We start from the raw sequence: 26,537 nt of genomic DNA, 5'->3' as shown, positions 1-26,537 counted from the left end.
CAGAAAAATCTATTGAACGAAACGGCCAGTTTCAATATAAACGAAACGTACCGTTCTTATGGAGCCTCCCATGTCCAACTCGTCTTCATCCCGCCCGACGCCTTCAAAGCATCGACTTGCCCTCTTGATGCTCCTTGTCATCTACCCCTTCGTCACCGCCATTCTGTATGTCCTGATGCCACTCACCGAGGGTTGGCCGATCTGGGCGCGCACGGCTCTTCTGGCGCCCATCATGGTGCTCTCGATCGTCTATGGCATCGCGCCCGCTATCCAAAAGCACTTCGCCTGGTTCATCCTGCGCCAGCCGCGTCTGGCTGCCTGACCCCATGCAAAAAGGGCGGCCCTTTGGGCCGCCCCTTGCAAATCGTGTCATCGCTCTGACACGCTCAGTCGCTGAGCGTATCGAAGAAATCCTTCATCCGGGCAAAAAAGCCCGTCGATTCCGGATTGTTCTCCTTCGACGACAGCTGCTCGAATTCCTGCAGCAACTCGCGCTGACGCTTGGTCAGCTTCTGCGGCGTCTCGATCTGGATCTGAATGTAGAGGTCACCGACCTGCGTCGAGCGCAGCACCGGCATGCCCTTGCCCTTGAGGCGGAACTGCCGGCCGGGCTGGGTGCCCTCCGGAACCGTCACACGCGACTTCGTCCCATCCAGCGTCACCACGTCGAAGGTTCCGCCGAGTGCTGCCGTCGTCATCGAGATCGGCACGGAGCAATAGAGATCCGCCCCGTCGCGCTGGAAGAACTCGTGCGGCTTCACCGACAGGAAGATGTAGAGATCGCCCGAAGGGCCACCGCGAAGTCCAGCTTCACCTTCGCCCTGCAGGCGGATGCGCGTACCGTCCTCGATACCAGAGGGAATGCTGACCGAAAGCGAGCGCTCTTCGGTAACACGGCCCTGGCCGTGGCACTTGGTGCATGGATCCGAGATGGTCTGGCCGCGACCGTGACAGGTCGGGCAAGTCCGCTCGATCGAGAAGAAGCCCTGGGCCGCACGCACGCGGCCAGAGCCCTGACAGGTCGTGCAGGTCTTGGGCTGCGTGCCCGGCTTCGCGCCTGAACCCGTGCAGACGTCACAGGTGATCGAGGTCGGGACCCGGATCTGGGCCGTCTTGCCGGTGAAGGCCTCTTCGAGGCTGATCTCCATGTTGTAGCGCAGGTCGGCACCGCGTTCGCGACCACCGGTCGAACGCGCGCGTCCGCCACGACCGCCGCCCATCATCTCGCCGAAGATGTCCTCGAAGATGTCGGAGAAGCCGCCGCCGGCAAAACCGCCGCCGCCACCAAAGCCGCCACCGCCCATGCCGCCCTGTTCGAAGGCTGCGTGGCCGAACCGGTCATAAGCTGCGCGCTTCTGCGGATCCTTTAGAGTTTCATAGGCCTCGTTGAGTTCCTTGAACTTCTTCTCGGCCTCTTCGTCACCTGGGTTTTTGTCCGGGTGGTATTTCATGGCCAGTTTGCGGAAGGCGCTTTTCAGCTCCTTCTCATCCGCCGTCCGGCCCACGCCGAGGGTCTCGTAGAAATCTGCTTTTGCCATTGTATTACAAAGCTCTCAAAGCTTTCCCAACGCTCGTGTGGCTGCCCGTCGCCTTGCCGGCCTGCTTGTCACAGGCCTGCATGTCTTTCTGGAAGTCGGACGCAGCCGAGATCGCATCCTGCATCAAGAGCTTGCGCGCCTCGCCTTTGCTGATCAGCCCGTCTGCGGACGTCACAGCTGCGAAGGCCAGCGAATGCGCAGCCATGTCGCAGGAAGTTACCTCGCCACCGTTCTCACGCCTCTGAAGCGCAGCTTCGATGATCTTGCCGAGATCGTTGCCGATGCGGGAAAGGGTATTGCTGTCCTTCGCGGAAATCGCCTTGGCCACACCGGCCTCGGCGGCGCTCACCTGGCGGTGAACGGCGCTGACCTGCCCCCTGTCCTGTGCCACGGCACCGGTCGCCAGAATCAACGAAAATGCGGCTGGCCCGAAGGCCAGCCAGGTCTTGGAACGGCGTCCGAAGTAGCCCTGCATCAGGCCGACTTCTTCGCGTCTTCGTCCTTCACTTCTTCATAGTCGGCGTCAACGACGTTGTCGTCCTTGCCACCATCTGCATCACCTGCACCGCCTTCGGCCTGCTGGGACTCGTAGATGGCCTGGCCCAGCTTCATGGAAACTTCCATGAGGGTCTGGGTTTTGGCCTGGATGTCGTCGGCATCAGGCTCGGAGGCTTCGATGGCGCCCTTGAGGGCAGCAATCGCATCCTCGATCGCCTTGCGATCGGTTTCCGAAACCTTGTCGCCATACTCGCTGACCGACTTTTCGGTGGAGTGAACGAGGCTTTCGGCCTGGTTCTTGGCTTCGACCACGGCGCGACGCTTCTTGTCGGCCTCGGCATTGGCTTCGGCGTCCTTCACCATCTTTTCGATGTCGGCGTCGGACAGACCACCGGAGGCCTGGATGCGGATCTGCTGTTCCTTGCCGGTGCCCTTGTCCTTGGCCGAAACCTGGACGATGCCGTTCGCGTCGATGTCGAAGGTGACTTCGATCTGCGGAACGCCACGCGGCGACGGCGGCAGACCAACCAGGTCGAACTGGCCGAGCAGCTTGTTGTCTGCCGCCATTTCGCGCTCGCCTTGGCTGACGCGGATGGTGACGGCCTGCTGGTTGTCTTCGGCAGTCGAGAAGGTCTGGCTCTTCTTCGTCGGGATCGTCGTGTTGCGATCGATCAGACGGGTAAAGACGCCACCGAGCGTTTCGATGCCGAGCGACAGCGGGGTCACGTCGAGCAGCAGCACGTCCTTGACGTCGCCCTGCAGAACGCCGGCCTGGATGGCGGCGCCAAGAGCAACCACTTCATCCGGGTTGACGCCCTTGTGCGGCTCCTTGCCGAACAGCTGCTTTACGACTTCCTGGACCTTTGGCATGCGGCTCATGCCGCCGACGAGAACGACTTCGTCGATATCGGCTGCAGAGACGCCGGCATCCTTGAGGGCTGCCTTGCACGGTGCGATCGTGCGCTGGACGAGGTCGTCGACCAGGCTTTCGAACTTGGCGCGGGTCAGCTTCATCGTCAGGTGCTTCGGACCGGAGGCGTCTGCCGTGATGAAGGGCAGGTTGATTTCGGTCTGCTGCGAGGACGACAGCTCGATCTTTGCCTTTTCGGCGGCTTCCTTCAGGCGCTGCAGGGCAAGCTTGTCGCCCTTCAGGTCGATGCCCTGATCCTTCTTGAACTCGGCTGCAAGATATTCGACGAGACGCATGTCGAAGTCTTCACCGCCGAGGAAGGTGTCGCCATTGGTCGACTTCACTTCGAAGACGCCATCGCCGATTTCCAGAACCGAGATATCGAAGGTACCGCCGCCCAAGTCGTAAACGGCGATGGTCTTGCCGTCCTTCTTGTCGAGGCCATAGGCGAGAGCTGCAGCCGTCGGCTCGTTGATGATGCGCAGAACTTCAAGACCGGCAATGCGGCCGGCATCCTTGGTTGCCTGGCGCTGCGCGTCGTTGAAGTAGGCGGGAACGGTGATGACGGCCTTTTCGACCTTTTCGCCGAGATAGGCTTCAGCCGTTTCCTTCATCTTCTGGAGGATCATGGCCGAGATCTGTGACGGGGAATAACCCTTGTTCTGGGCTTCGACCCAAGCGTCGCCATTGTCGCCCTTGACGATCTGGAACGGCACGAGGCCCTTGTCCTTCTCGACGGTCGGATCCTCATAGCGACGACCGATCAGACGCTTGACGGCGAACAGTGTGTTCGTCGGGTTGGTGACGGCCTGGCGCTTGGCCGGCTGGCCGACGAGGCGTTCGCCATCGTCGGAAAACGCCACCATGGACGGCGTGGTGCGTGCGCCTTCCGAATTCTCGATGACCTTTGCGTCCTTGCCGTCCATGACGGCGACGCAGGAATTGGTCGTTCCAAGGTCGATACCGATTACTTTTGCCATGTCATATTCTCCTTGAAGCAGGCCGTCGGAACCCCAATCAGGCATTCCTGACAGCCCCTCGACGTGGATGGTCTGGGATACACTGCAGCGCCGCTGCGGTTATGTCGCGTATATAAGAAGCGGAATTTCTGACTGCAAGGCTGGAAATCCGCTGGAAACCCGTAAAAAAGAACAGATTGGTGCAGCGATTTCATGGGCTTTGCCGCACCCCTCGGTCCTTGACAGAAAGGCTATGCTAAAATCGCGGCCTTGCGTCAGGCCGACGGCCTCTCGCCGTCCTCATGTGGCCCTTATTGTCCCAGGATCAAGTCGAGCAGGGTGGTTCGGCGCGTGCCTTGTTCACCGCCAACCTCGCCCGGCGGTATGGGCCCTGCCGAACCGGTCACATCCTGGGAAGGGACGGGACCTTCGGGATAGCCTTCGGCATAGACGGGATCGCCGGAATACCGTTCTTCACGGCCACCTTGGAGCACGTCCGAAATGATCGTGCCGATCGTCATGGGATCTTCCGCGGGTGACGGCTCGATGAAGTCCCCACCCGGCAGCGGGGCAGGCGCCAGACCCTGATGTGCCGCCTTCATGAAGTCATGCCAGGCCTTGGCCGGAAGCCCGCCGCCGGTCACTTTCTTCATCGACTGCCCGTCATCATTGCCGAACCAGATGCCGGTGGTCAGGTTGCTCGTATAGCCAACGAACAGCGCGTCACGGAAGGATTGCGTCGTACCGGTCTTGCCGGCTGCTTCCCAGCCCGAAAGCCGCGCATTCTTCCCCGTGCCGTGATCGATGACGCTGCGCATCATTGCGTTCATCATCGCCACCACCCCGTCGTTCAGCACCTTCGGCGGCTCGAGATAATTGTTCTCGTAAAGCAGGCTGCCATCCGCCTTCGAGATTCGGCGAACGATGTGTGGCGTCGCCTTGTAGCCGCCGTTCATGAACGGCGCATAGGCCGCCGTCAGTTCGAGGAGCGAGACTTCCGATGTTCCAAGCGCGATCGAGGCATTGCTCTGCAAGCTCGATTCGATGCCCATCCGATGGGCGAGCTTGATCACCTGATCGGGTCCGACTTCCATGACCAGCTGGGCAGCAATCGTGTTCAGGGATTCGGCAAGCGCCTGCGTCGCAGTCACCGGTCCCCGATATTTTTGGTCGTAGTTTTCAGGTGTCCACGAGCCGATCCGGATCGGCGCGTCATTGCGCACCGACGTCGGCCGAAGTCCGTTTTCGATGGCGGCGGCATAGACGAAGGGTTTGAAGGCCGAGCCCGGCTGACGCTTCGCCTTGACTGCACGGTTGAACTGGCTTTCGGCATAGTCGCGGCCGCCGACCAGCGCCCGGATGGCCCCGGTCCCGTCGATGGAAACGAGCGCCGCCTGCGAGGCATTGACCTTATCTCCCTCGGTCGCAAGCGATTCCGTCAACGCGGCTTCGGCCTTCTTTTCCAGCGTCATGTCGATCGTCGTCTCGACGAGGATATCTTCCGTGACCTGGCCGATCAGCAGGGTCACTTCGTCGCGTACGAGATCCGCGACATACTGGCCAGCCCCGCTCCAATAGCGCTTGGCCTTGGTCGGCGGTTGCGACATGGCGGTCTTGATCTCGTCGGCAGTGATGTAGCCTTCTTCGAACATGGCCTGGAGAACGACCTGCGCGCGGGCTTCCGCTGCCTCCGGATCGCGCGCCGGCGACAGCCGTGAGGGCGCCTTCAGCAGACCTGCCAGAAGGGCGGCCTCGCCGAGGTTCACGTCGCGGGCCGACTTGTTGAAATAGCGTCGCGATGCCGCTTCGACGCCGTAAGCGTTCGAGCCGAAGAACACCCGGTTCAGATACATCGCCATGATCTGGTCCTTGGTGTATTTCTGCTCCAGCCAGAAGGCGAGCAGCACTTCCTGCACCTTGCGCTCGATCGTGCGCTCCGGAGACAGGAAGAGGTTCTTGGCCAGCTGCTGCGTCAGTGTCGAACCGCCCTGGACGGCCCGGCCGCTCGTCACGTTGGTAATCACCGCGCGGGCAAGCCCGAGCGGATCGACGCCGAAATGCGAGTAGAAGCGACGGTCTTCGATCGCCATCACCGCCTGTGGGATGAAGGGCGACATTTCCTCGAGCGGCAGTGCTTCACCGCCGGTTGCCCCACGGTTTGCAATCACGGTGCCCTCGACGGACACGATCTTCATGTTCGGCGGACGCTCCGGGATCGACCAGCTGCTGGCGCTCGGCATCTGCGAGCCGTAATAGGCGACCAGACCCACCAAGCCGATACCACACCAGATCGAAAGCACGAAGCCCCAATAGATCAGCTTGCCAAGCCCGAATCCGCCGCCGCTGTTTTTCGCTTTGCGGCTCTTCTGGCTGCCGGACTTGCCGCGCTTCGCCGAACCCGCCGTCTTTTTGCCACCGGCACGCACTGGCCGGCCGCCGATCACCCGATCGTCTGCATCGAGGCGAAAATCCTCGTCCTCGCGCTCGTCGCCGAAGCTTGGTTCAATACGATCGCGGGATTTGCCTCGGCTCACCATTGCGGTGATCTTGCTCCAGATGCTCGTTGTGCGTTGCCCGGGAAGGACCGGCGCGGAAATGGCTTCAAGAAATCTCGGACGATCATCCAGTCTCTCGTCGGGTGGACGATCGCGCAATTGCACAGTAATTGCGGCGATTTAAGGGGTGGTTAAAGCCCGGTAAACAAGCTCTGAACGACGCGTGAAGCTACTGGCAGAGATCCGCCCATTCTCCATCGACGAGTGACCTCATGCGCTCCGGCGCAATCTTCACTGCAGCATTCGTCGCACCTGCGGCCGGAACCACCTCGTCGAAGGCCTGGAGCGACTGATCGCAATAGACCTTGAGAGGTGAGGGCAGACCGAAGGGGCAGACGCCACCGACGGGATGGCTGGTCGCTTCGACCACCGCTTCCGCATCCAGCATGCGCGGCTTCACGCCGAAACGATCCTTGAACTTGCGATTGTCGAGCCGCTTCGTGCCCGCGGTGACCACGAGCACCACGTCTTCGCCGATCCTCAGGCATATCGTCTTGGCGATCTGATCAGGCTCGACGCCATGCGCTTCGGCCGCAAGCGCCACGGTGGCGGAGCTTGCTTCGGTGACGATGACGGAGATGTCGGGTGCGTTTTCCCGGAAGAACTGTCGGACGGATTCGAGGCTCATGGGAGAAGTCTAACCGGAGCTCTATCTGCAATTCAAGCGGATAGGCCTCTTGAAAGGGCAGTCTTGCATCCCCATTTCAGGATCACCAGACGATAGAGCGTTTGCGGAGATCCTGTTTCAGGAACTTCAAAACACTTAACCGGTTGTTAAGCATCCAGAGCGATCATCTAGATCCGGGATGCGGTTCACGAAGGTGGGCCAACATCCGAGACATCGAATGGCACGTTTCCGACCCTGACCACGGATGTACTGGCAGGCAAGCGTAGAAGCGTAAAGGAAAGGCCGGTTTTTGACCGGCCTTTTTGCTTTTCTGGCCTTAGCCGTTTGCGAGCCCGTCAAGGATGCGGATCCACGAGCGGATGCCCTTGTGGAACGAGTTGAGGTCATACTTTTCGTTCGGCGAATGGATGCGGTCGTCGGTCAGGCCAAAGCCGACCAGCAGCGAATCCATGCCGAGCATCTTCTGGAAATCGCCGACGATCGGGATCGAGCCGCCCATGCCGATGATCACGGCCGGCTTTGGCCATTCGTCCGACAGGGCGTTCTTCGCCTTGGTCAGTTCCGGCGAATCATAGGAGAGCTGGATGGCCGGCGAACCGCCATGCTCGTGGAACTCGACCTTGCAGTCGTCCGGAATACGGGCTTGCACGAAGGCGCGGAAGCTCTCGCGTACCTTGGCCGGATCCTGTGTGCCGACGAGGCGGAACGAGATCTTCGCCGAGGCCTTGGCCGCAATTACGGTCTTGAAGCCTTCGCCGGTATAGCCGCCGATGATGCCGTTCACTTCTGCGGTCGGGCGCGCCCAGGTCAGTTCCAGAACGGAACGGCCCTTTTCACCTGCCGGGACCGACAGGCCCACCTCGCCCAGGAAGCTTTCCGCCGTGCGACCAAGGCTCTCCCAGGAGGCCTTGATATTGGCCGGGGTCTCCTCGACGCCGTCATAGAAGCCGGGAAGGGTGACCTTGCCTGTCTCGTCATGCAGGTCGGCCAGGATCTTTGTCAGGATATGAACGGGATTGGCAGCAGCTCCCCCGAAGAGGCCCGAATGCAAGTCGCGGTCGGCCGCGATGATCGTGACTTCTTCGCCGACCAAGCCACGCAGGGCCGCAGCGATTGCCGGCGTCTCGCGATCCCACATGCTGGTATCGCAGACGAGGGCAAAATCGGCCTTCAGCTCGTCGGCATTGGCAGCGAGGAATGGCTTCAGCGACGGCGAGCCGGATTCTTCTTCGCCCTCGAACAGGATGGTGATCTTGACCGGCAGAGAACCCTTGACCGCCTTATAGGCGCGGCAGGCTTCAACAAAGGTGAGCAGCTGCCCCTTGTCGTCCGAGGTGCCACGACCGGTGATCACCTTGCGGCCATCCTTCTCCTTGATCGCAGGCGCAAAGGGATCGTCTTCCCAGAGATCGAGCGGATCGACCGGCTGCACGTCGTAGTGGCCGTAGAACAGCACATGCGGCGCGTCGGCTCGGTCGGCATCGTGGTGAGCAACCACCATCGGGTGGCCGGGCGTATCGCGCAGCGAAGCCTCGAAGCCGAGGTCGGTGAGCGCCGACACCAGCCATTCGCCGGCCTTGCGGCAATCGGCCTTATAGGCTGGATCCGTCGAGATGGAGGGAATGCGCACGAGATCGAACAACCGTTCGAGGCTCTGCGGCAGGGCCTCGTCGGCCTTCGCGAGGATGGGGGAGAGATCGGGCATGGTCATGTCCTGCAAATTTGAAAGTGCGGCGGACGATAGACCAAACCTCATGACGTTTCGAGGCGTCGGGACCGCGAAATTTTCTCAAAGCCGCATGAATTTCCGTTCACAGCTTGCGGGCATTCGCGATCGCCCAGCGGATATATTCCTTTAGCAATTCCTTCTCGAAGCGCCGGAAACCCTGGAAGATGGCCTGCTCCGCCGCTTCGGCGGCAGCCAGCGCCTCCTCGCGCATGTCGCGCGCCTTGTCGGTCAGGAAAATCTGCTGCGCGCGCTTGTCCTTGGGGTGAACGCGGCGCTCGATCAGCCCGTCGCGCTCCATCCTAGCAAGCGTATTGGCGATCGTCGCCTGTTCAACATCGACCCGGTCGAGCAGCTGCCGCTGGGTCAACCCTTCTTCTTCCCAGAGCTCGAGCAGGATCGGAAACTGTCCGGGGGAGAAGCCGAGCTTGGCCGCCCGGGCCTGCAGCGCCCGTGTAAACCCGCGCGCAAGCTGGCTCGCCAGCCATGTGGCGGATTCGGAGCGGTCAGGGATCGTACGGTCATGGGCCATGGCGCTCGACACGTCGTCGCGGTTTCGTCTGCGAGGAATGATCGCATGCGATCCATTTCTGAGGCTGACTAATTTTGGCTTTTGCTAGGAAAGGGGTGGAGGCCGTCGTGGCTTGAGGCGGGGACTGCCACGACGGCTCCGGAATATGGGGACAAAGGCCCGGAGAGGGGGATAAGGCCTTTGCCCGAGTCTGAAGCGGCGGGGGACGAGCCTCTTTCAGACTACGGCGTGATCAGTCGCCGATGACTAGGAATTGTGATTTGGAATGTGTTTTTTCAAGGGAAGACGAGATTACAAATCGGTAAGCTTTTCGTGATGTTTCGGTGTAGTGCGCTGACCATCGTCGCCACCGGCCCTCAAGGGAATTTCGCCGCATTCGACCCAAACCGTCATGGACGTTTCAGCCGCCCCGCGCTATCCATGCCGACATGAAAAAAGGCGATCATCTCTTCCTCGTCGACGGCTCGGGTTTCATCTTCCGCGCCTTCCACGCCATCCCGGCCCTCAACCGCAAGTCGGACGGTCTGCCCGTCAATGCGGTCTCGGGCTTCTGCAACATGCTGTGGAAGCTTCTGCGTGACGCGCGCAACACCGATGTCGGGGTGACGCCAACCCATCTCGCGGTCATCTTCGACTATTCGTCGACAACATTCCGCAAGGAAATCTATCCGCTTTACAAGGCGAACCGCTCTGCCCCGCCGGAAGATCTGATCCCGCAATTCGGCCTGATCCGCCATGCGACCCGAGCCTTCAACCTGCCCTGCATCGAGACCGAAGGCTTCGAGGCCGACGACATCATCGCCACCTACGCCCGCCAGGCGGAAGCGACTGGCGCCGACGTCACGATTGTCTCCTCCGACAAGGACCTGATGCAGCTCCTGACGGCGAACGTGCATATGTACGACGCGATGAAGGACAAGCAGATCGGCATTCCCGATGTCATCGAGAAATGGGGTGTAGCCCCGGAAAAGATGATCGATCTGCAGGCAATGACCGGCGATTCGACCGACAACGTGCCCGGCATTCCCGGTATCGGTCCGAAGACGGCAGCGCAGCTTCTCGAAGAGTTCGGCGATCTCGAAACGCTGCTCGCCCGCGCCGGTGAGATCAAGCAGGTCAAGCGCCGCGAAAACATTGTCGCCAACGCCGAACTCGCCCGGCTCTCCCGCCAGCTGGTCGAACTGCGCACCGATGTGCCGCTCGACATGAAGCTCGAGGACCTGGTGCTCGAACCGCAGAACGGTCCGAAGCTCATCGCCTTCTTGAAGACGATGGAATTCACCACGCTGACCCGACGTGTCGCCGAAGCCTGCGACTGCGATGCAGGCGCCATCGACCCGGCCGTCGTTCCCGTCGAGTGGGGTGATGCCGCTCGCGGCCCCGATCTCGACGCTGGCGAAGCGCCTGCCGCATCCGTGTCACCGAATTCAGCGACCGCGGTTGCCGTCTCGGCAGCAAGCCCTGACGGCAAGACACCAGCCGATCTCGCAGCAAGCCGGGCCAATGCATTCGCCGGCAAGCCGATCGACAGAAGCGCTTACGTGACGATCCGCGACATCGAGACCCTTGAGCTCTGGATCGCCGCTGCCCGCGAGACCGGCCTCGTCGCCTTCGACACCGAGACGACCTCGCTCGATCCCATGCAGGCCGAACTCGTTGGCGTCTCGCTCGCCATCCAGGACAATGTGCTCTCGCCCGGCTCGACCGACATTCGCGCCGCCTATATCCCGCTCGCCCACAAGACCGGTATCGGTGATCTCCTCGGCGGCGGTCATGCCGAGGGGCAGATCCCGATGAAGGAGGCGCTCGCGGCACTAAAGGATCTGCTCGAAGACCCCTCCGTGCTCAAGGTCGCGCAGAACCTGAAATACGACTACCTAGTGATGAAGCGCCACGGTGTGATGCTCCAGTCCTTCGACGACACGATGCTGATGTCCTATGTGCTCGACGCCGGCAAGGGCAATCACGGCATGGACGCACTGTCGGATAAGTGGCTCGGCCACACGCCGATCGCCTACAAAGACGTTGCCGGCTCCGGGAAATCCTCCGTAACCTTCGATCTCGTCGACATCGACCGTGCGACAGCCTATGCCGCCGAGGATGCAGATGTGACAATGCGTCTCTGGATGGTGCTGAAACCCCGCCTCGCCGCCGAAGGACTGACGCGAATCTACGAGCGGCTGGAACGCCCGCTGGTGCCGGTGCTTGCCCATATGGAAGAGCGCGGCATTACCGTCGACCGCCAGATCCTGTCGCGTCTGTCGGGCGAACTCGCCCAGAAGGCTGCCGCCACCGAGGACGAGGTCTACGAACTCGCCGGCGAGCGCTTCAACATCGGCTCGCCCAAGCAGCTCGGCGATATCCTGTTCGGTCGTATGGGCCTGCCCGGCGGGTCCAAGACCAAGACCGGCCAGTGGTCCACCTCCGCCCAGGTTCTGGAAGACCTCGCAGCAGAGGGTGCGCCGCTGCCGCGCAAGATCGTCGACTGGCGCCAGCTCACCAAGCTGAAATCCACCTACACGGACGCTCTTCCCGGATACATCCATCCGCAGACCAAGCGCGTTCACACCGGCTATTCGCTCGCCTCGACGACGACGGGTCGCCTGTCATCGTCAGAGCCGAACCTCCAAAACATCCCGGTCCGCACCGCCGAAGGCCGCAAAATCCGCACGGCCTTCATCTCGACGCCGGGACACAAGCTCTTGTCGGCCGACTACAGCCAGATCGAACTGCGCGTGCTCGCTCACGTCGCCGACATTCCGCAGCTGCGCCAGGCCTTCGCGGACGGCATCGACATCCATGCCATGACCGCGTCCGAGATGTTCGGCGTGCCGGTCGAGGGCATGCCGTCGGAAGTCCGTCGCCGCGCCAAGGCGATCAACTTCGGCATCATCTACGGCATCTCCGCATTCGGTCTTGCCAACCAGCTGAGCATCGAGCGCTCCGAGGCCGGTGATTACATCAAGAAGTATTTCGAGCGCTTCCCCGGTATCAAGGACTACATGGAGAGCACCAAGGCCTTCGCCCGCGAGCACGGCTATGTGGAAACCATCTTCGGTCGCCGCGCGTATTACCCTGACATCAAGTCGTCCAACCCCTCGATGCGCGCCTTCAACGAACGCGCCGCCATCAACGCCCCGATCCAGGGCTCGGCCGCGGACGTCATCCGCCGCGCCATGATCCAGATCGAGCCGGCACTGGCCGCTGCTGGCCTGTCGGAGCGCTGCCGCATGCTGCTGCAGGTGCATGACGAACTTATCTTCGAGGTCGAGGACGAGGCAGTCGACGCCGCCATGCCTGTCATCGTCGACATCATGGAAAACGCCGCCATGCCGGCCGTTTCCATGCGCGTGCCGCTCAAGGTCGATGCCCGCGCCGCCCACAATTGGGACGAGGCGCACTGAGAATTTCCGGCTTAGGCCCAACGACAACATCGGGGCGAGAACGGCCCCACAGGAGTAAGAAACTTGGCTTTCACCACCATCAACGGCAATGTCGTCCACTATGAGCTGATCGGCGAGGCGAAAGCCAAGAACCTGATCGTCTTCTCCAATGGCCTCGGCACCGACTTCCGCATCTGGCTGCCGCTCTTCGATGAACTCGGCGACGACGTCTCCGTGCTATTCTACGACAGCCGCGGCCACGGCCTCTCAGGCGGTGCCGACAAGCCCTTCGGCATGGCCGATCTCGTCTCGGATCTCGCCAGCCTCTGCGACGAACTCGGCATCCGCAAGGCCACTTTCTGCGGCCTCTCGGTTGGCGGTCTCGTCTGCCAGGGCCTCTGGGAGGAGCGGCCCGATCTGTTCCGAAAGCTCATCCTCTGCGACACCGCTCCCCGCATCGGCTCTGCCGAAATCTGGGCCGAGCGCATCGTCGGCATCGAGAAGGACGGGATCGAAAGTGCCGCCGACAGCGCCATGGCGCGCTGGTTCACGCCGGCGTTCCACGAAGACCGCGCCGATGAACTGGCTGGCTATCGCCTGATGATGACGCGCCAGTCAAAGGCTGGCTATCTCTCGACCTGCGCCGCCCTGCGCGACACCGACTTTTCCGACGTCCTGCCGACTGTGACCGTGCCCACGCTCTTCGTCGTCGGCGATCAGGACGGCTCGACACCGCCCGCCACCGTCGAGGCCGGCTCCCAGCTGGTGCCTGACGCGCGTTTCGAGGTGATCGACGACTGCGCCCATATCCCATCGGTCGAGCAGCCGGAAGCGCTCGCCGAGCTGATCCAGGGCTTCATGCGCAAGCAAGCGAACTGAGAACAGTCACTGAAAATGCAGAAGCCGCCTCATGGGCGGCTTCTTTCATTCGGGGAGCGTGGTGACGCTCAATGCGCGGCGGACATGTCGCCCAGCACTTCCTTGGAAGCAACCGTCGAATCCGCGTTCAGCTTGTAGACCATGGGAACGCCGGTCGCGAGATTGACGCTGAGGATCTGCTCCCTGGTCAGCTTGTCGAGCACCATGACCAGCGAGCGCAGCGAATTGCCGTGGGCCGCAACCAGCACCTTCTCACCACGCAGAACACGCGGCAGGATCTCGGTCATGTAGTATGGCCAGACGCGCGCGCCGGTGTCGCGTAGGCTTTCGCCACCCGGCGGCGGGATGTCGTAGGAACGGCGCCAGATATGCACCTGCTCCTCACCCCATTTGACGCGGGCATCGTCCTTGTTAAGGCCTGAAAGATCACCGTAGTCACGCTCGTTCAGCGCCTCGTCCTTGATCGTCTCAAGGCCGGTCTGACCGACGTTTTCGAGGATGATGTCGCAGGTTTTTTGCGCGCGGGTCAGCACCGAGGTGAACGCGATGTCGAACTTGATGCCGTAGTCGGCAAGTGCCTTGCCGCCGGCATTGGCTTCCGTCACGCCGAGCTCGGTGAGATCAGGATCACGCCATCCGGTGAACAGGTTCTTCAGGTTCCAGTCGCTCTGGCCATGGCGCACGAGCACGAGTGTACCGGTCATCGACAATTCCTCTCTTGACGATCAGGGGGTGGAGTTGAGCCCGAGCACGTCGAGCATGGTATAACGGCCGGGCTTCTGGTCCCGGGCCCAGATGGCGGCCTTCAGCGCACCACGAGCAAACAGCGAACGATCGGTCGCGCTGTGAGACAGGGTCACCATTTCGCCTTCGCTGGCAAACAGCACGGAGTGCTCGCCAATGACGGAGCCGCCGCGGAGCGTGGCAAAACCGATCGAACCTTCCTCGCGCGGCCCGGTATGGCCGTCGCGCACCCGGACCGAATGATCGGCAAGCGAAATGCCACGCCCCTCGGCCGCTGCTTCGCCGAGCAAAAGCGCCGTGCCCGAGGGTGCATCGACCTTGTGCTTGTGGTGCATTTCGAGCACCTCGATATCCCAGCCGGCGGCATCAAGCGCCTGGGCTGCCTGCTTGATCAAAACCGAGAGCAGATTAACGCCAAGGCTCATATTTCCGGATTTGACCACCCGCGCATGCCGTGCCGCCGCATCAATCTTCTCCTCGTGCTCCGGCAGACAGCCGGTGGTGCCGATCACATGCACGATCCGCGCCTGTGCCGCGAGTGCAGCGAATTCGACGGTCGAAGCCGGCGTGGTAAAATCGATGACGCCGTCTGCGTGAACGAAGGCCGCCAGCGGATCGTCGGTGACGGCGACGCCGAGCTTCGGCACACCGGCCAGTTCGCCGGCATCCTGGCCGAGCGCGGCCGAGCCTGCCCGTTCCACCGCCGCATGCAGCACGAGGCCTTCCGTCTCGCTAATCAGCTTGATCAGCGTCTTGCCCATGCGACCGGCGGCACCGACGACGACGAGCTTCATGGGCGTATTCATGCGGGTCTATTCCTGGCTGATGAGCAGGCCGTTCGGAGCGGCCTGCAGATTGTTGAGGCGAGCGTAAAGACCGCCCTGCCGCTGTGCAAGGCTCTCATGCGTGCCTTCTTCCACCACTTCGCCGTCTTGCATGACAATGATCTTGTCGGCATTGACGACGGTCGAGAGACGGTGCGCGATGACGATCACGGTCCGGCCGGCCATGGCCGCATCGAGCGCCTGTTGCACGGCTGCTTCCGATTCCGTGTCGAGCGAGGACGTCGCCTCGTCGAGGAGCAGGATCGGTGCGTTGCGTACCAGCGCGCGGGCAATCGAGAGCCGCTGCCGCTGGCCACCGGAAAGCGTGATGCCGTTCTCGCCGACGGGCGTATCGTATCCCTGCGCTTGCGCCAGGATGAAGTCATGGGCGTTTGCAAGCCGTGCCGCGTCCTCGATCTCAGCATCGGTCGCTTCCGGACGGCCGTAGCGGATGTTGTCGCGGATCGTGCCTTCGAAGAGGTAGGGTTGCTGCGACACATAGGCGAGTTGCTGGCGTAGCGACGACTTCGTCACATCAGCAATGTTCTGCCCGTCGATCAGGATCTCGCCTTCGGCCGGATCGTAGAAGCGCGGAACAAGCGTAATGACCGTGGACTTGCCGGCACCTGACGGTCCGACCAGCGCAGTCGTTTTTCCGCCTTCGGCCGTGAAGCGCAGCTTGCGCAAGACAGGCTCGTTCGAGCCGTAGGCAAAGGTCACGTCACGGAATTCTATCTTCGCCTCGGTCACCGACATCTGCTGGGCGCCGTCCTTGTCCCGCTGGTTCGGTTGCGTGTCGAGGATCTCGTAGATCATCCGTGCATTGACGGCGGCGCGTTCCATATGGACCTGCAGGCGCGCCAGCCGCTTTGCGGGCTCGTAGGCGAGGAGCAGCGCCGTGACGAAGGAGAAGAAGGCGCCCGGCAGCACGCCGCCATAGATCGATTGATAGGCGGCATACGCCATGACGCCGGCAATCGACAGCCCTGCCAGACTTTCGGTCAGCGGTCCGTTGCGTTCACTGAGGCGGGCGATCCTGTTGGCGCGTCCCTCTGCGGCATTGATCGTCGACTGGATCTTGTTTTCCAGCTGGCTTTCCATGGTGAAGGCCTTGACGATCGCAATGCCCTGGACCGCTTCCTGGATCGCGCCGAGAACATGCGAGTTCAGAATGACCGATTCCTTCGTCGCGCTTCGCAGACGCCGCGAGATATAGCGCAGGCCGAGGAAAAGCGGCGGCGCTACGGTGAAGACGATCAGCGACAGGACGATGTCCTGATAAAACATGACGGCGAGCAGAGCGACGAGTGTCACGAGGTCGCGGGCAAGCGAGGTGATCGTCATATTGAGAACGTCACGGATCCCGTTGATGTTCTCGTTGATCTGGGCCGCGAGCCGTGCGGATCTTGCCTCGCTGAAATAGCCGACGGAGAGCGACATCAGATGGGAAAACAGGCGACGCTGGTAACGCGCCACGATGTTGTTGCCGATCGTCGACAGCGTCACGGCCTGACCGTATCCGGCAAAGCCGCGAATGACGAAAGCCGCGAAGATCGATCCGCAGATGAGCCAGACGAGGTCGGCGCGCCGGTTGGCAAAGGCCTCGTTGATGACGGCTTCCATGATCCAGGCGGTGAAGGCGGTGGTCAGGGCAACCGTGATCAGGCAGACAATGGCGAAGGCATAGCCCGCCACATGGTCCCGGCCATTTTCGGAGATCACGCGCTTCAGGACAGCGGAGACGCTGTCCATGTCTGGCTGACGGGTCTGGCTATCCTGAGCGTCCAAAAAAGAATGTCCTGTCCTGTTGCCTTGCACGCCTCGAAAGGCGCCGCCGCTCTATAGCCAGTCGCAGCGCCTTTGACCATAGTGGGACAGGCGCTCAGCGCCAGTGACGCCCCTCGGTCGCAAGCCCGAAATCCGAAGGCGCGGTTGCAAAGGCGGCTAGCCCATGCAGGGCCGCCTGCGGATGGGTCACGACGAAGGTCGGGATCCCGTGCATGACCGCCTGGTGCGGCGCCTTGTCTTCGAAGGCGGCGCGGAACTCGCCGCTCTGCAGCGCCGGCAGAATCTTCGGCGAGATGCCACCGGCGAGGAACACGCCGCCCTTGGCCATGAAGATCAGCGCGAGATCGCCGGCAACCCGACCGAGATAGGTGGCAAACAGGCTGAGCGCCTCACCCGCTCTCGCATCGGCGCCCGAGATACCCGCTGCCGAGACTTCGGCAGGCTCGTCGTAGCGCGGCGTCAGGTTGCCGTCCGCCTTGCAGAGCGCACGATAGATGTTCATCAGACCTCGGCCGGAGAGCAGTTCTTCGGCCGAGATCCGGCCAAGCGATGCGTTGGGGTCGCGCACAGGGGTCAGATGCGGCCAGATCTGGTGATCGCGGCTTGTACGCGGGCCGACATCCACATGACCGCCTTCGCCCGGAACCGGAAACCACATGTCGCGCGCCCGGACCAGTCCTGCGACGCCGAGCCCTGTGCCGGGGCCCAGCACGACGCGCGAGCCGAGCGGCGCTTCGCTCAGCGAACCGAGATGTTGACGATCATCGACATCGAGCGTTGCGGCCGCAAGCGCCTGCGCCTCGAAGTCGTTGAGCAGCAGCACTTCGGAAAAGCCCAGATCGGCCATCAGCACCTTGGGGCGAACCACCCAGGGGCAGTTGGTGAGTGGCACTTCGTCCCCCTTGATCGGACCAGCCAACGCCAGGATCAGTGAACGCGGCTTGTGGCTCGTTGTCTCCAGAACACTCGAGCGGATGGCGTCGTCGATCGTGGTGAAATCCTTGTTCACCACATTGGGGAAGCTGACCTTCTCGCCACTTTCGTCGAGGAGAATCCAGAAGCGCGCATTGGTGCCGCCGATGTCACCAATCAGGATCGGAAAGGGAAGGGTGTCGTCGCGATGTGTCTGGGCCATGGTCTGTCCGGTCTTGGGCCCCGCTGCTCAGGCAGTCAGGGTCTGCATCAGGATGTCGGCGGTTGCGAGGTTCAGCGCCATCGGAATGTCATAGACGGTCGCCAGACGCATCAGCGCTTTGACATCCACATCATGGGGCATGGGAGTCAAGGGGTCGACGAAGAAGACGAGCATGTCCACCTCGCCGGTCGAGATCAATGCGCCGATCTGCTGATCGCCACCGAGCGGACCGCTTTTCAGCCGCGTCACATCGAGCTCGGGGACAGCATCCTTGATCCGGCCGCCGGTCGTGCCGGTCGCGACGATCCGCCAGCCCATGAGCTTGGCCTGATGATGCCGGGCGAAATCCGCCATGTCCTCCTTTTTCTGGTCATGCGCGATCAGGGCGATGCAACGGGTGCGGCTCACGAGGGGACCCCAGCTGATTTAAATCGATTTGATAGACCCATCTAGCGCAGGCAGGGGCGCTTGAAAAGCACCCGGAGAACCTCGTCTTCACCAACCGGCCGGCCGGGCCGGGGGGACCGGAACGATGGCGGGCAATTCGAAGGGTTCAGCCACCCTTGCGACCGACGGTGCCGTGAAGGCCGACGCCGCGCTGCCGGGCATCGACCCACCCGCTGCCTGATAGGTCACCTCGTATTCGCTCGATGGTCCCTGCGCGTCGAGAACCATGGCGCAGGCCTTGGGCAGATCGGCGATCTGCATGGCCCGGGGCTTCGGCGCAGGCTTTGCGTTGGGGTCTTTCTTTGGCGCGGCCCAGGGCTCCTTGGTGAACCACCAGGCCAGCGACTGGTCGCAGCCATCGCCGGGCGGCACGGCCGCCTGCGGCTTGCAGCCGGCAGCACCTTCGGGGCAGCGCATCCGGATATGGAAATGCGCGTCATGGCCGTAGATGGGCCGGATCTTGCCGAGGACCGCGCGGTCACCCGTCCAGGTGTCGCAAAGCTTCTTCTTGATCGCCGGATTGACGAAGATGCGCTCGACTTGCGGATAGCTCGCGGCCTGCACGACGACCCGGGCATGGGTATTGGTCCAGAGCCGCTTGTCGACGGTCAGGAACTTGTCCTTCTCCAGCATGGAGGTAAATGGCAGATCCTCGCGCTGCTGTGCTGAGAGCGGATTGGCAGGCTTCGGCGTGAACCAGATATCGGCATCGAGCCCGATCTGATGCGAGGCATGACCCGACAGCATCGGCCCGCCGCGCGGCTGCGAGATGTCGCCGATCAGAATGCCCGAACCCCAACCGAGCTGGACCGCATCTTTCGAGAAGCGCTCGAGAAGCGCGATCATCTCCGGGTGGCCCCAACGACGATTGCGCGAAAGCCGCATCGCCTGCCAGGTGGGTCCGTCCGTCGGAATGGCGACCGCGCCGGCAATGCAGCCCTTGGCGTAGGAGCCATAGGGCGAGGGGGCCGCCTTCGCCGGCAGTGCCATGCCGCCAAAGAGCTCCTTGGCGGGACGTCCTTCGGCAGATGCCGTGTCGCTGATGACGGTCGCGAATGCGCAGGCAAACGTCAGTGCCATGGCGAGCGGGCGTGCGCCCCTGGATTTCTTCATCGTGTGCATGTCCCCGGTCGATCCGGATTCGATCCCCGCCGGATGGCCGGGGTGAATCACCTGTCAGTCTAGCCTGAAACGGAATTGGGGTGAATCTGCGGAAGCCACGACGCTCACATCTCTGTCAGTCCCCTGTTTTTTGCCTGGTTTTGCCCTATCCTGCTTCGCAACAAGAGCAGATAAGGGGGCTGTCGAAACATGGGTCTGAGCAACAATCTAGCAACCCTGGGCCTATTGGCTGCACTGGCGTCTGCACCAGTGCCGACCATCGCTCAGGAAATTGTCTGGCAACATGCGGTCAGTGTTCTTGAGCCCCCAAGACTACCGCCAGACTTCTCGCATTTGCCCTATGTGAATCCCGAGGCGCCGAAACAGGGTGAACTCAGGATGTCCGACGAAGGCACATTCGATAGTTTCAACCCACTGGTCGACAGAGGTAATCGAGCAGTGGGCATTGGCATAATCTACGATTCGCTGCTGCTACCGTCCGACGACGAAATTGGCGTCAGCTATGGCTTGTTAGCCGAAGCCCTGACCTATCCCGCAGACATTTCTTCAGCGACCTTTCGCCTCCGCCCAGAGGCAAAATGGGCCGATGGCACGCCCGTAACGCCCGAAGACGTTGTGTTTAGTTTCGAAAGTGCAAAGCAGCACAGCACTATCCTCGCGAACTACTATCGTCACGTCGTGTCCGCAGAGAAAGTCGGTGATCGCGAGGTTACATTCAAGTTCGATGAGAAGAACAACAAGGAGCTGCCGAGCATTGTAGGGGAGTTCCCTATCCTGCCGAAGCATTGGTATTCGTCGAAGGATCCCCAAGGAGTCCAGCGGGATATCTCGAAGACATCATTGGAGCCGCCTCTTGCATCTGGTCCATATGAAGTAGCTTCGTTCCAAGCCGGATCATCGATTAGGTACGAGCTTCGGGACGACTATTGGGGCAGGGACTTGCCAATCAATGTCGGTAGAAACAACTTCAGGACGATAAGCTACACCTATTTCGCAGACGCTGATGTTGAATTCGAAGCCTTTCGAGCCGGTAATCTCGACTTCCGCCAAGAAAACAGCTCAAGTCGGTGGGCAACGCGCTATGATTTCGACGCGGTTCGCGATGGCTCGATCAAGCGGGAAGCATTGCCAAACGAGTTTCGAGCGCGTGGTATCATGCAGGCCTATGTCCCGAATTTGCGCCGCGATCAGTTCAAAGATGCTCGTGTCCGAGAGGCGCTGAATTACGCGTATGACTTCGAGGATTTGAACAAGAATCTCGCTTACGGCGGACTGAACCGCGTCGATAGCTTTTTCTGGGGAACCGATTTGGCCTCATCCGGGCTACCGCAGGGAAAAGAACTTGAGATCTTGACGACCCTGAAAGACCAAATTCCTGCCCGTGTATTCACTGAAGCATATGAGAATCCCATTGGTGGCGACCCACAGAAAGTCAGGGACAACTTACGCAAGGCGATCGCGTTGTTTCGGGAAGCCGGATGGGAGCTCCAGGGCAATCGAATGGTCAACCTTTCGACCGGCCAGCCTATGCGGTTCGAGATACTTCTCAACAGCCCCTCAATGGAAAGGACTGTCTTACCTTACGTCGCGAGCTTGAAGAAGATAGGTATCGACGCAACCGTTCGCACCGTAGACTCATCCCAGTATGTCAATCGTGTCCGCAGTTTCGATTTTGACATGATATTCGGTGTTTGGCCGCAGACTATGAATCCGGGAAGTGATCAGCTGGTTTATTGGGGCTCTGCCTCTGCAAACCAGCCGGGATCACGGAACTTGGCCGGCATTGCCGATCCCGCCGTCGATCAATTGATCAGGATGATCATGTCTGCTTCCACGCGCGCAGACCAGGTGGCCGCAGTTCATGCCTTGGATAGGGTTCTGCTGGCAAATCACTTCGTAATCCCGATGTTCTACTCAGGCGAAAGCCGTATCGCCTATGCGTCCAAGCTTGCACGTCCAGATCCCTTGCCAGAGTATGGAATTGGCTTCCCGTCGATCTGGTGGGCGAAAAGCCCATGATCTCCGCTCGGGGCTTGCGCCCCCTGCGTGAGACTCTAGGAATGTAGCGGGCGAATCGCTGAATAACGGAGCAATTGATATTGGCGGACCATACGAGCTTGGACATCGTGGGCAGATCTGATTCTGACCGGGGGCGCCCCGCATGACCGCCTATATTCTCCGGCGTCTGCTGCTGATGATACCCACAATGATCGGCATCATGGGTATCTCCTTCATCGTCATCCAGTTCGCCCCCGGTGGCCCCGTCGAGCAGGTCATCGCGCAGCTCAGCGGCCAGGGTGACAGCGCGGATGCGCGCCTTTCGGGCGGCGGGGACATGCTGGGCCAGTCCGCCGGTGCAGATGAGGGGGGCTCCCGTTATCGCGGCGCCCAGGGTCTCGATCCGGAGCTGATCGCCAAGCTCGAAAAACAGTTCGGCTTCGACAAGCCGCCGCTCGAGCGCTTCCTCGAAATGATGTGGAATTACATCCGCTTCGATTTTGGCGAGAGCTTCTTCCGCAACACCTCCGTCATCGACCTGATCATAGAGAAGCTGCCGGTTTCCATATCGCTCGGCCTCTGGGTGCTGCTGATTTCCTACGCCATTTCGATCCCGCTCGGCATCAGGAAAGCGGTCTCCGACGGCTCCCGTTTCGATGTCTGGACATCAGGCATCATCGTCGTTGGCTATGCCGTCCCGGGCTTCCTGTTCGGCATCCTGCTGATCGTCCTTTTCGCCGGCGGATCCTTCTTCGACTGGTTCCCGCTTCGCGGCCTTACCTCCGACAATTTCGACCAACTCTCCTGGTGGCAGAAGATCCTCGACTACTTCTGGCATCTTGCATTGCCGCTGACCGCCCTCCTGCTTTCGGCCTTCGCCACAACCACGCTGCTGACGAAGAACTCCTTCATCGACGAAATCAAGAAGCAGTATGTGGTGACTGCCCGCGCCAAGGGTCTAGGCGAGCGCCAGGTGCTTTACGGTCACGTCTTCCGCAACGCCATGCTGATCGTCATCGCCGGCCTGCCAGGCGCCTTCATCTCGGCCTTCTTCACCGGATCGCTCTTGATCGAGAACATCTTCTCGCTCGATGGTCTTGGCCGCCTCGGCTACCTCGCGATCGTCAATCGCGACTATCCGATCGTCTTTGCGACGCTCTACATCTTCTCGCTGATGGGTCTCGTGATCGGCCTGATCTCCGACCTGATCTACACCTGGATCGATCCGCGCATCGATTTCGACCGGAGGGATCTCTGATGTCCGCCGTCGAAACCACCATCATTGCCCCGCCGAAGAAGGGCTGGCTGAACCCGACGAACCGTCGGCGGCTTGAGAACTTCAAGGCGAACAGGCGCGGCTTCTGGTCCTTCTGGATCTTCATGGTGCTGTTCGTACTCAGCCTGTTTGCCGAGTTCATCGCCAACGACAAACCTGTCATCGCCTCCTACAAGGGCGAGATCCTCTTCCCCGTCGTCGTCGATTACCCGGAAGAGAAGTTCGGCGGCTTCCTCGCCGTCACCGACTATCGCTCGCCCTTCATATCCGACGAGATCAATGCCAATGGCTGGATGGTCTGGCCGCCGATCCGCTATTCCTACCGAACGGTCAACTCCGAGGTCCCGCATTCGGCTCCGACGGCACCCTTCTGGCTGATGGACAAGGAGACCCGCTGCGCCGCCTATCCGCTCGGCGCCGAGGATCCGAACTGCGTACTCGGCAACATGAACTGGCTCGGCACGGATGATCAGGCCCGCGACGTCATGGCCCGCATGATCTACGGCTTCCGCATCTCGATCCTCTTCGGCCTGGCACTCACGCTCGCCTCCGCCGCGATCGGGGTGACGGCTGGTGCCGTGCAGGGCTATTTCGGCGGCTGGACCGATCTTCTGATGCAGCGCTTCATCGAGATCTGGTCGTCGATGCCGGTTCTCTACATCCTGCTCATCATCGCAGCCATCCTGCCGCCCGGCTTCTTCGTCTTGCTCGGCATCATGCTGCTCTTTTCCTGGGTGGGATTCGTCGGCATCGTGCGCGCCGAATTCTTGCGGGCCCGAAACTTCGAATATGTGAATGCAGCCCGTGCGCTCGGCGTCGGCAACTGGACGATCATGTTCCGCCATCTCCTGCCGAACGCCATGGTCGCGACGCTCACCTTCCTGCCCTTCATCCTCTCAGGCTCGATTACCACGCTCACCTCGCTCGACTTCCTCGGCTTCGGCATGCCGCCCGGCTCTCCCTCGCTCGGCGAACTCATCGCGCAGGGCAAGCGCAACCTCCAGGCCCCCTGGCTCGGCCTCACCGCCTTCTTCACCATGTCGATCATGCTCTCTTTGCTGATCTTCGTCGGCGAAGCCGTGCGTGATGCGTTCGACCCGAGAAAGACCTTCCGGTGATGGGTCGCGCTATCCCTGCCGCGCCGCTATACTGGCTAAAGTTCCACCTTTGCCGGAGGGCGTTGGGATGAATAAGGTCGTGCTCGAACACTACCCGGTTTCTAAACTGCCGAAAGATATGCGAGAGGGATTGCCCGAGACGGGTTTGGCGCGTGTTACCGTTGAAATCACCCCAGAGGACGACAGTCCGCTGACGTCCTTCTTCGGTCTTGAGGGAACGGACACGGATGTGGGTGAAAACCTCACGAAACTATTGAGGCATCGTCAGGACTTCCCGGAGCGCTACAGCCATGCTGGTTCCATGGCCGAGGCGGTTCAGCGGATCCGCGAACTGCGTGACGAGTGGGATGATGAATGACGCTGCCTGTTTCCATTTATCTCGATACGAATGTCCTGATCCTGTTCAAAGAAGTCCAGATCCCGGAACAGGAACATCTGGCAGCCTTGCTGGCGGCGTGTCGCATATCTGGGAAGATACCTTTCACGAGCTTGCTCACCTATAGCGAACTGCTGGTGAAGCCTCTTGCGGACGGCAATCGCGAACTCATCGAAGCCTATGAAAGCTGGTTGGGAGGCGATTTTTGGCTGAAGACGGTTCCGCCATCGACCGCAGTCTTGTTGACCGCGTCACTCATCAGAGCGCAATCAAGCAAAATCAAGTTGCCCGACGCCATCCACCTTGCGAGTGCAATTTTCGCGGGATGCTCAGTCTTTCTTTCCGCCGATACTGGTTTGACCGACATTGATGAAATCATTCATCCAGTTCGCGGCAAACTTCCGATGACGCCCTTGAAGGTTCTCCGCCCCGATGCGCCCACACTCACCTCCCTGATCGAAAGCCTTACCGCATGACCGAACCCCTTCTCTCCGTGCGCGATCTGTCCGTCGCCTTCCACCAGGGTGGCCGCGAGAGCCTGGCGGTCGACAGAGTTTCTTTCGACATCCAGCGCGGCGAGATCGTCGCATTGGTCGGCGAATCCGGTTCCGGCAAGTCGGTCTCTGCTGCATCCATTCTGAAACTTCTCCCCTATCCGGCAGCGAGCCACCCATCCGGCCAGATCCTCTTCGACGGCCGCGACCTGATGACCGCAAGCGAGCCAGAGCTCCGTTCCGTACGCGGCAACGACATCACCATGATCTTTCAGGAGCCGATGACCTCGCTCAATCCGCTTCACTCGATCGAGCGGCAGATCAGCGAAATCCTCGCGCTTCACCAGGGACTTCAAGGCGCATCCGCTCGCGCCCGCGTGCTCGAACTTCTGCACCAGGTCGGCATTCGAGAGCCGGAAAAGCGACTGACCGCCTTCCCGCATGAACTCTCGGGCGGCCAGCGCCAGCGCGTGATGATTGCCATGGCGCTTGCCAACAGGCCGAAGCTCTTGATCGCCGATGAGCCGACCACAGCCCTCGATGTCACAGTCCAGGCCCAGATCCTCGAACTCTTGGGTCGCCTCAAGACAGAGCACGGTATGTCCATGCTCTTCATCACCCATGACCTCGGCATCGTCCGCAAGTTTGCCGATCGCGTCTGCGTCATGACCAAGGGCAAGATCGTCGAGGCAGGTCCCGTCGAGGATATCTTCGAGCGACCCCAGCATGCCTATACGAAGAAACTGCTCGCCTCGGAGCCGCGCGGCGAACCACCGTTGCTGGACGAGACAAAGCCAATTGTCATGCAGGGCGAAGACATCCGCGTCTGGTTCCCGATCAAGGCCGGCTTCCTCCGCCGCACCGTCGATCATGTGAAGGCGGTCGACGGCGTTGACCTCACGCTCCGCGCCGGCCAGACGCTCGGCGTCGTCGGCGAATCCGGTTCCGGCAAGACGACGCTCGGTCTTGCCCTTTCGCGCCTCATCTCCTCGAAGGGGCGCATCAGCTTCATCGGCAAGGACATCGATGCCTTCTCCTACAGCGAGATGCGGCCGCTGCGCGATCGCCTGCAGATCGTCTTTCAGGACCCCTTCGGTTCGCTTAGCCCGCGGATGTCCGTCGGCGAGATCATCGCGGAAGGCCTGAAGGTCCACGAACGGCAGCTGACGGCAGAAGAGCGCGACAGCCGCGTTGCCTGGGCGCTCGAAGAAGTGGGCCTCGACCCCGCCACCCGCTGGCGTTATCCGCATGAATTCTCTGGCGGCCAGCGGCAGCGTATCGCCATTGCCCGCGCCATGGTGCTGAAACCCCGCTTCGTCATGCTTGATGAGCCCACCTCCGCCCTCGACATGACCGTCCAGGCGCAGGTCGTCGATCTCCTGCGCGATCTGCAGGCCAAACACGACCTCGCCTATCTCTTCATCAGTCACGATCTCAAGGTGGTGAAGGCGCTCGCGAACGAGTTGATCGTCATGCGCGGCGGCAAGGTCGTCGAGAAAGGTCCGGCCGCAGAGGTCTTCGCCGCGCCTAAGGCCGATTACACCCGTGCCCTGATGGCCGCCGCCTTCAATCTCGAAGCCGTCGAGGCCGGCGGCATCCGCCAATAA

Annotated in this window: 22 protein-coding genes; 9 read left to right on the top strand and 13 right to left on the bottom strand. The window is 61.2% G+C overall.

Translation table 11 applies throughout. The annotated features are described in order from the left end of the window. Window positions 1-70: 70 nt before the first annotated feature. Complete coding sequence (locus QWE_RS06145) at window positions 71-322, top strand: putative antibiotic biosynthesis monooxygenase (RefSeq protein ID WP_240532505.1); 252 nt, start codon at window positions 71-73, stop codon at window positions 320-322. A 64-nt stretch (window positions 323-386) separates the two neighbouring features. On the opposite strand, the gene dnaJ is transcribed toward QWE_RS06145, so the two are convergent. From dnaJ to QWE_RS06110, 7 genes are all read right to left on the bottom strand, one after another. Next, on the bottom strand, window positions 387-1,538 hold the full coding sequence (gene dnaJ, locus QWE_RS06140; RefSeq protein ID WP_006725229.1) for a molecular chaperone DnaJ: 1,152 nt from the start codon (window positions 1,536-1,538) through the stop codon (window positions 387-389). Window positions 1,539-1,542: 4 nt separating this feature from the next. Then, window positions 1,543-2,013 carry a hypothetical protein gene (locus QWE_RS06135; RefSeq protein WP_006725228.1) on the bottom strand — a complete coding sequence of 157 codons (471 nt, stop codon included), beginning with the start codon at window positions 2,011-2,013 and terminating at the stop codon, window positions 1,543-1,545. Continuing rightward, window positions 2,013-3,926, bottom strand: coding sequence for a molecular chaperone DnaK (dnaK, locus tag QWE_RS06130; RefSeq protein WP_006725227.1), 1,914 nt, complete (start codon window positions 3,924-3,926; stop codon window positions 2,013-2,015). Before dnaK ends, QWE_RS06135 begins: the two co-directional genes overlap by 1 nt. Before the next feature lie 290 nt (window positions 3,927-4,216). Beyond that, window positions 4,217-6,442, bottom strand: a complete 2,226-nt coding sequence (locus tag QWE_RS06125; protein ID WP_006725226.1) for a transglycosylase domain-containing protein — start codon at window positions 6,440-6,442, stop codon at window positions 4,217-4,219. A gap of 187 nt (window positions 6,443-6,629) precedes the next feature. Next, complete coding sequence (locus tag QWE_RS06120) at window positions 6,630-7,088, bottom strand: YbaK/EbsC family protein (RefSeq protein WP_006725225.1); 459 nt, start codon at window positions 7,086-7,088, stop codon at window positions 6,630-6,632. 316 nt (window positions 7,089-7,404) lie between these two features. After that, complete coding sequence (locus QWE_RS06115; RefSeq protein ID WP_006725224.1) at window positions 7,405-8,793, bottom strand: dipeptidase; 1,389 nt, start codon at window positions 8,791-8,793, stop codon at window positions 7,405-7,407. A 106-nt stretch (window positions 8,794-8,899) separates the two neighbouring features. After that, complete coding sequence (locus QWE_RS06110) at window positions 8,900-9,346, bottom strand: MarR family winged helix-turn-helix transcriptional regulator (RefSeq protein WP_006725223.1); 447 nt, start codon at window positions 9,344-9,346, stop codon at window positions 8,900-8,902. Between the two features lie 428 nt (window positions 9,347-9,774). Here QWE_RS06110 and polA point away from each other — a divergent pair, with 428 nt between their 5' ends. Both polA and pcaD read left to right on the top strand, forming a co-directional pair. Next, window positions 9,775-12,750, top strand: a complete 2,976-nt coding sequence (gene polA, locus QWE_RS06105) for a DNA polymerase I (protein ID WP_006725222.1) — start codon at window positions 9,775-9,777, stop codon at window positions 12,748-12,750. Window positions 12,751-12,813: 63 nt separating this feature from the next. After that, window positions 12,814-13,608, top strand: coding sequence for a 3-oxoadipate enol-lactonase (gene pcaD, locus QWE_RS06100; protein WP_006725221.1), 795 nt, complete (start codon window positions 12,814-12,816; stop codon window positions 13,606-13,608). Window positions 13,609-13,676: 68 nt separating this feature from the next. On the opposite strand, the gene QWE_RS06095 is transcribed toward pcaD, so the two are convergent. From QWE_RS06095 to mepA, 6 genes are all read right to left on the bottom strand, one after another. Then, on the bottom strand, window positions 13,677-14,312 hold the full coding sequence (locus QWE_RS06095; protein ID WP_006725220.1) for a 2,3-bisphosphoglycerate-dependent phosphoglycerate mutase: 636 nt from the start codon (window positions 14,310-14,312) through the stop codon (window positions 13,677-13,679). A gap of 21 nt (window positions 14,313-14,333) precedes the next feature. Next, entirely contained in the window at window positions 14,334-15,146 is an 813-nt protein-coding gene (dapB, locus tag QWE_RS06090) for a 4-hydroxy-tetrahydrodipicolinate reductase (protein ID WP_006725219.1), read from the bottom strand. An 18-nt stretch (window positions 15,147-15,164) separates the two neighbouring features. Beyond that, the gene (locus tag QWE_RS06085) at window positions 15,165-16,928 is read right to left on the bottom strand and encodes an ABC transporter ATP-binding protein (protein WP_006725218.1); all 1,764 of its coding nucleotides are present in this window, start codon (window positions 16,926-16,928) and stop codon (window positions 15,165-15,167) included. Between the two features lie 130 nt (window positions 16,929-17,058). Continuing rightward, window positions 17,059-18,099 (bottom strand): glucokinase, encoded by a 1,041-nt coding sequence (locus QWE_RS06080; RefSeq protein ID WP_006725217.1) that lies wholly within the window; start codon window positions 18,097-18,099, stop codon window positions 17,059-17,061. Between the two features lie 27 nt (window positions 18,100-18,126). Further along, window positions 18,127-18,507, bottom strand: a complete 381-nt coding sequence (locus QWE_RS06075; protein WP_006725216.1) for a methylglyoxal synthase — start codon at window positions 18,505-18,507, stop codon at window positions 18,127-18,129. A gap of 87 nt (window positions 18,508-18,594) precedes the next feature. Continuing rightward, window positions 18,595-19,668, bottom strand: a complete 1,074-nt coding sequence (gene mepA / locus QWE_RS06070; protein ID WP_006725215.1) for a penicillin-insensitive murein endopeptidase — start codon at window positions 19,666-19,668, stop codon at window positions 18,595-18,597. 189 nt (window positions 19,669-19,857) lie between these two features. Between mepA and QWE_RS06065 the strand changes: the two genes are divergently transcribed. From QWE_RS06065 to QWE_RS06040, 6 genes are all read left to right on the top strand, one after another. After that, window positions 19,858-21,687 (top strand): extracellular solute-binding protein, encoded by a 1,830-nt coding sequence (locus tag QWE_RS06065; RefSeq protein WP_006725214.1) that lies wholly within the window; start codon window positions 19,858-19,860, stop codon window positions 21,685-21,687. 142 nt (window positions 21,688-21,829) lie between these two features. Continuing rightward, on the top strand, window positions 21,830-22,924 hold the full coding sequence (locus QWE_RS06060) for a microcin C ABC transporter permease YejB (RefSeq protein ID WP_006725213.1): 1,095 nt from the start codon (window positions 21,830-21,832) through the stop codon (window positions 22,922-22,924). Further along, window positions 22,924-24,060 (top strand): ABC transporter permease, encoded by a 1,137-nt coding sequence (locus tag QWE_RS06055; protein WP_006725212.1) that lies wholly within the window; start codon window positions 22,924-22,926, stop codon window positions 24,058-24,060. The genes QWE_RS06060 and QWE_RS06055 overlap by 1 nt, the downstream gene beginning before the upstream one ends. Before the next feature lie 67 nt (window positions 24,061-24,127). After that, the gene (locus tag QWE_RS06050) at window positions 24,128-24,418 is read left to right on the top strand and encodes a hypothetical protein (protein WP_006725211.1); all 291 of its coding nucleotides are present in this window, start codon (window positions 24,128-24,130) and stop codon (window positions 24,416-24,418) included. After that, window positions 24,415-24,912: a type II toxin-antitoxin system VapC family toxin gene (locus tag QWE_RS06045; RefSeq protein ID WP_006725210.1), complete on the top strand. Its 498-nt coding sequence runs from the start codon at window positions 24,415-24,417 to the stop codon at window positions 24,910-24,912. The genes QWE_RS06050 and QWE_RS06045 overlap by 4 nt, the downstream gene beginning before the upstream one ends. Continuing rightward, window positions 24,909-26,537, top strand: coding sequence for an ABC transporter ATP-binding protein (locus QWE_RS06040; protein WP_006725209.1), 1,629 nt, complete (start codon window positions 24,909-24,911; stop codon window positions 26,535-26,537). The genes QWE_RS06045 and QWE_RS06040 overlap by 4 nt, the downstream gene beginning before the upstream one ends.

The sequence above is a fragment of the Agrobacterium albertimagni AOL15 genome (assembly GCF_000300855.1).
Taxonomy (GTDB): domain Bacteria; phylum Pseudomonadota; class Alphaproteobacteria; order Rhizobiales; family Rhizobiaceae; genus Allorhizobium; species Allorhizobium albertimagni.
Note: the sequence above shows the minus strand (reverse complement) of the source record. Positions and strands in the feature narration are given on the sequence as shown.

Bases quoted from the DNA above. Each gene is read 5' to 3' on its own strand.
- QWE_RS06145 (WP_240532505.1), top strand. From the start codon at position 71: ATGTCCAACTCGTCTTCATCCCGCCCGACGCCTTCAAAGCATCGACTT.
- dnaJ (WP_006725229.1), bottom strand. From the start codon at position 1,538: ATGGCAAAAGCAGATTTCTACGAGACCCTCGGCGTGGGCCGGACGGCG.
- QWE_RS06135 (WP_006725228.1), bottom strand. From the start codon at position 2,013: ATGCAGGGCTACTTCGGACGCCGTTCCAAGACCTGGCTGGCCTTCGGG.
- dnaK (WP_006725227.1), bottom strand. From the start codon at position 3,926: ATGGCAAAAGTAATCGGTATCGACCTTGGAACGACCAATTCCTGCGTC.
- QWE_RS06125 (WP_006725226.1), bottom strand. From the start codon at position 6,442: ATGGTGAGCCGAGGCAAATCCCGCGATCGTATTGAACCAAGCTTCGGC.
- QWE_RS06120 (WP_006725225.1), bottom strand. From the start codon at position 7,088: ATGAGCCTCGAATCCGTCCGACAGTTCTTCCGGGAAAACGCACCCGAC.
- QWE_RS06115 (WP_006725224.1), bottom strand. From the start codon at position 8,793: ATGCCCGATCTCTCCCCCATCCTCGCGAAGGCCGACGAGGCCCTGCCG.
- QWE_RS06110 (WP_006725223.1), bottom strand. From the start codon at position 9,346: ATGGCCCATGACCGTACGATCCCTGACCGCTCCGAATCCGCCACATGG.
- polA (WP_006725222.1), top strand. From the start codon at position 9,775: ATGAAAAAAGGCGATCATCTCTTCCTCGTCGACGGCTCGGGTTTCATC.
- QWE_RS06095 (WP_006725220.1), bottom strand. From the start codon at position 14,312: ATGACCGGTACACTCGTGCTCGTGCGCCATGGCCAGAGCGACTGGAAC.
- dapB (WP_006725219.1), bottom strand. From the start codon at position 15,146: ATGAAGCTCGTCGTCGTCGGTGCCGCCGGTCGCATGGGCAAGACGCTG.
- QWE_RS06085 (WP_006725218.1), bottom strand. From the start codon at position 16,928: ATGGACAGCGTCTCCGCTGTCCTGAAGCGCGTGATCTCCGAAAATGGC.
- QWE_RS06080 (WP_006725217.1), bottom strand. From the start codon at position 18,099: ATGGCCCAGACACATCGCGACGACACCCTTCCCTTTCCGATCCTGATT.
- mepA (WP_006725215.1), bottom strand. From the start codon at position 19,668: ATGCACACGATGAAGAAATCCAGGGGCGCACGCCCGCTCGCCATGGCA.
- QWE_RS06065 (WP_006725214.1), top strand. From the start codon at position 19,858: ATGGGTCTGAGCAACAATCTAGCAACCCTGGGCCTATTGGCTGCACTG.
- QWE_RS06060 (WP_006725213.1), top strand. From the start codon at position 21,830: ATGACCGCCTATATTCTCCGGCGTCTGCTGCTGATGATACCCACAATG.
- QWE_RS06055 (WP_006725212.1), top strand. From the start codon at position 22,924: ATGTCCGCCGTCGAAACCACCATCATTGCCCCGCCGAAGAAGGGCTGG.
- QWE_RS06050 (WP_006725211.1), top strand. From the start codon at position 24,128: ATGAATAAGGTCGTGCTCGAACACTACCCGGTTTCTAAACTGCCGAAA.
- QWE_RS06045 (WP_006725210.1), top strand. From the start codon at position 24,415: ATGACGCTGCCTGTTTCCATTTATCTCGATACGAATGTCCTGATCCTG.
- QWE_RS06040 (WP_006725209.1), top strand. From the start codon at position 24,909: ATGACCGAACCCCTTCTCTCCGTGCGCGATCTGTCCGTCGCCTTCCAC.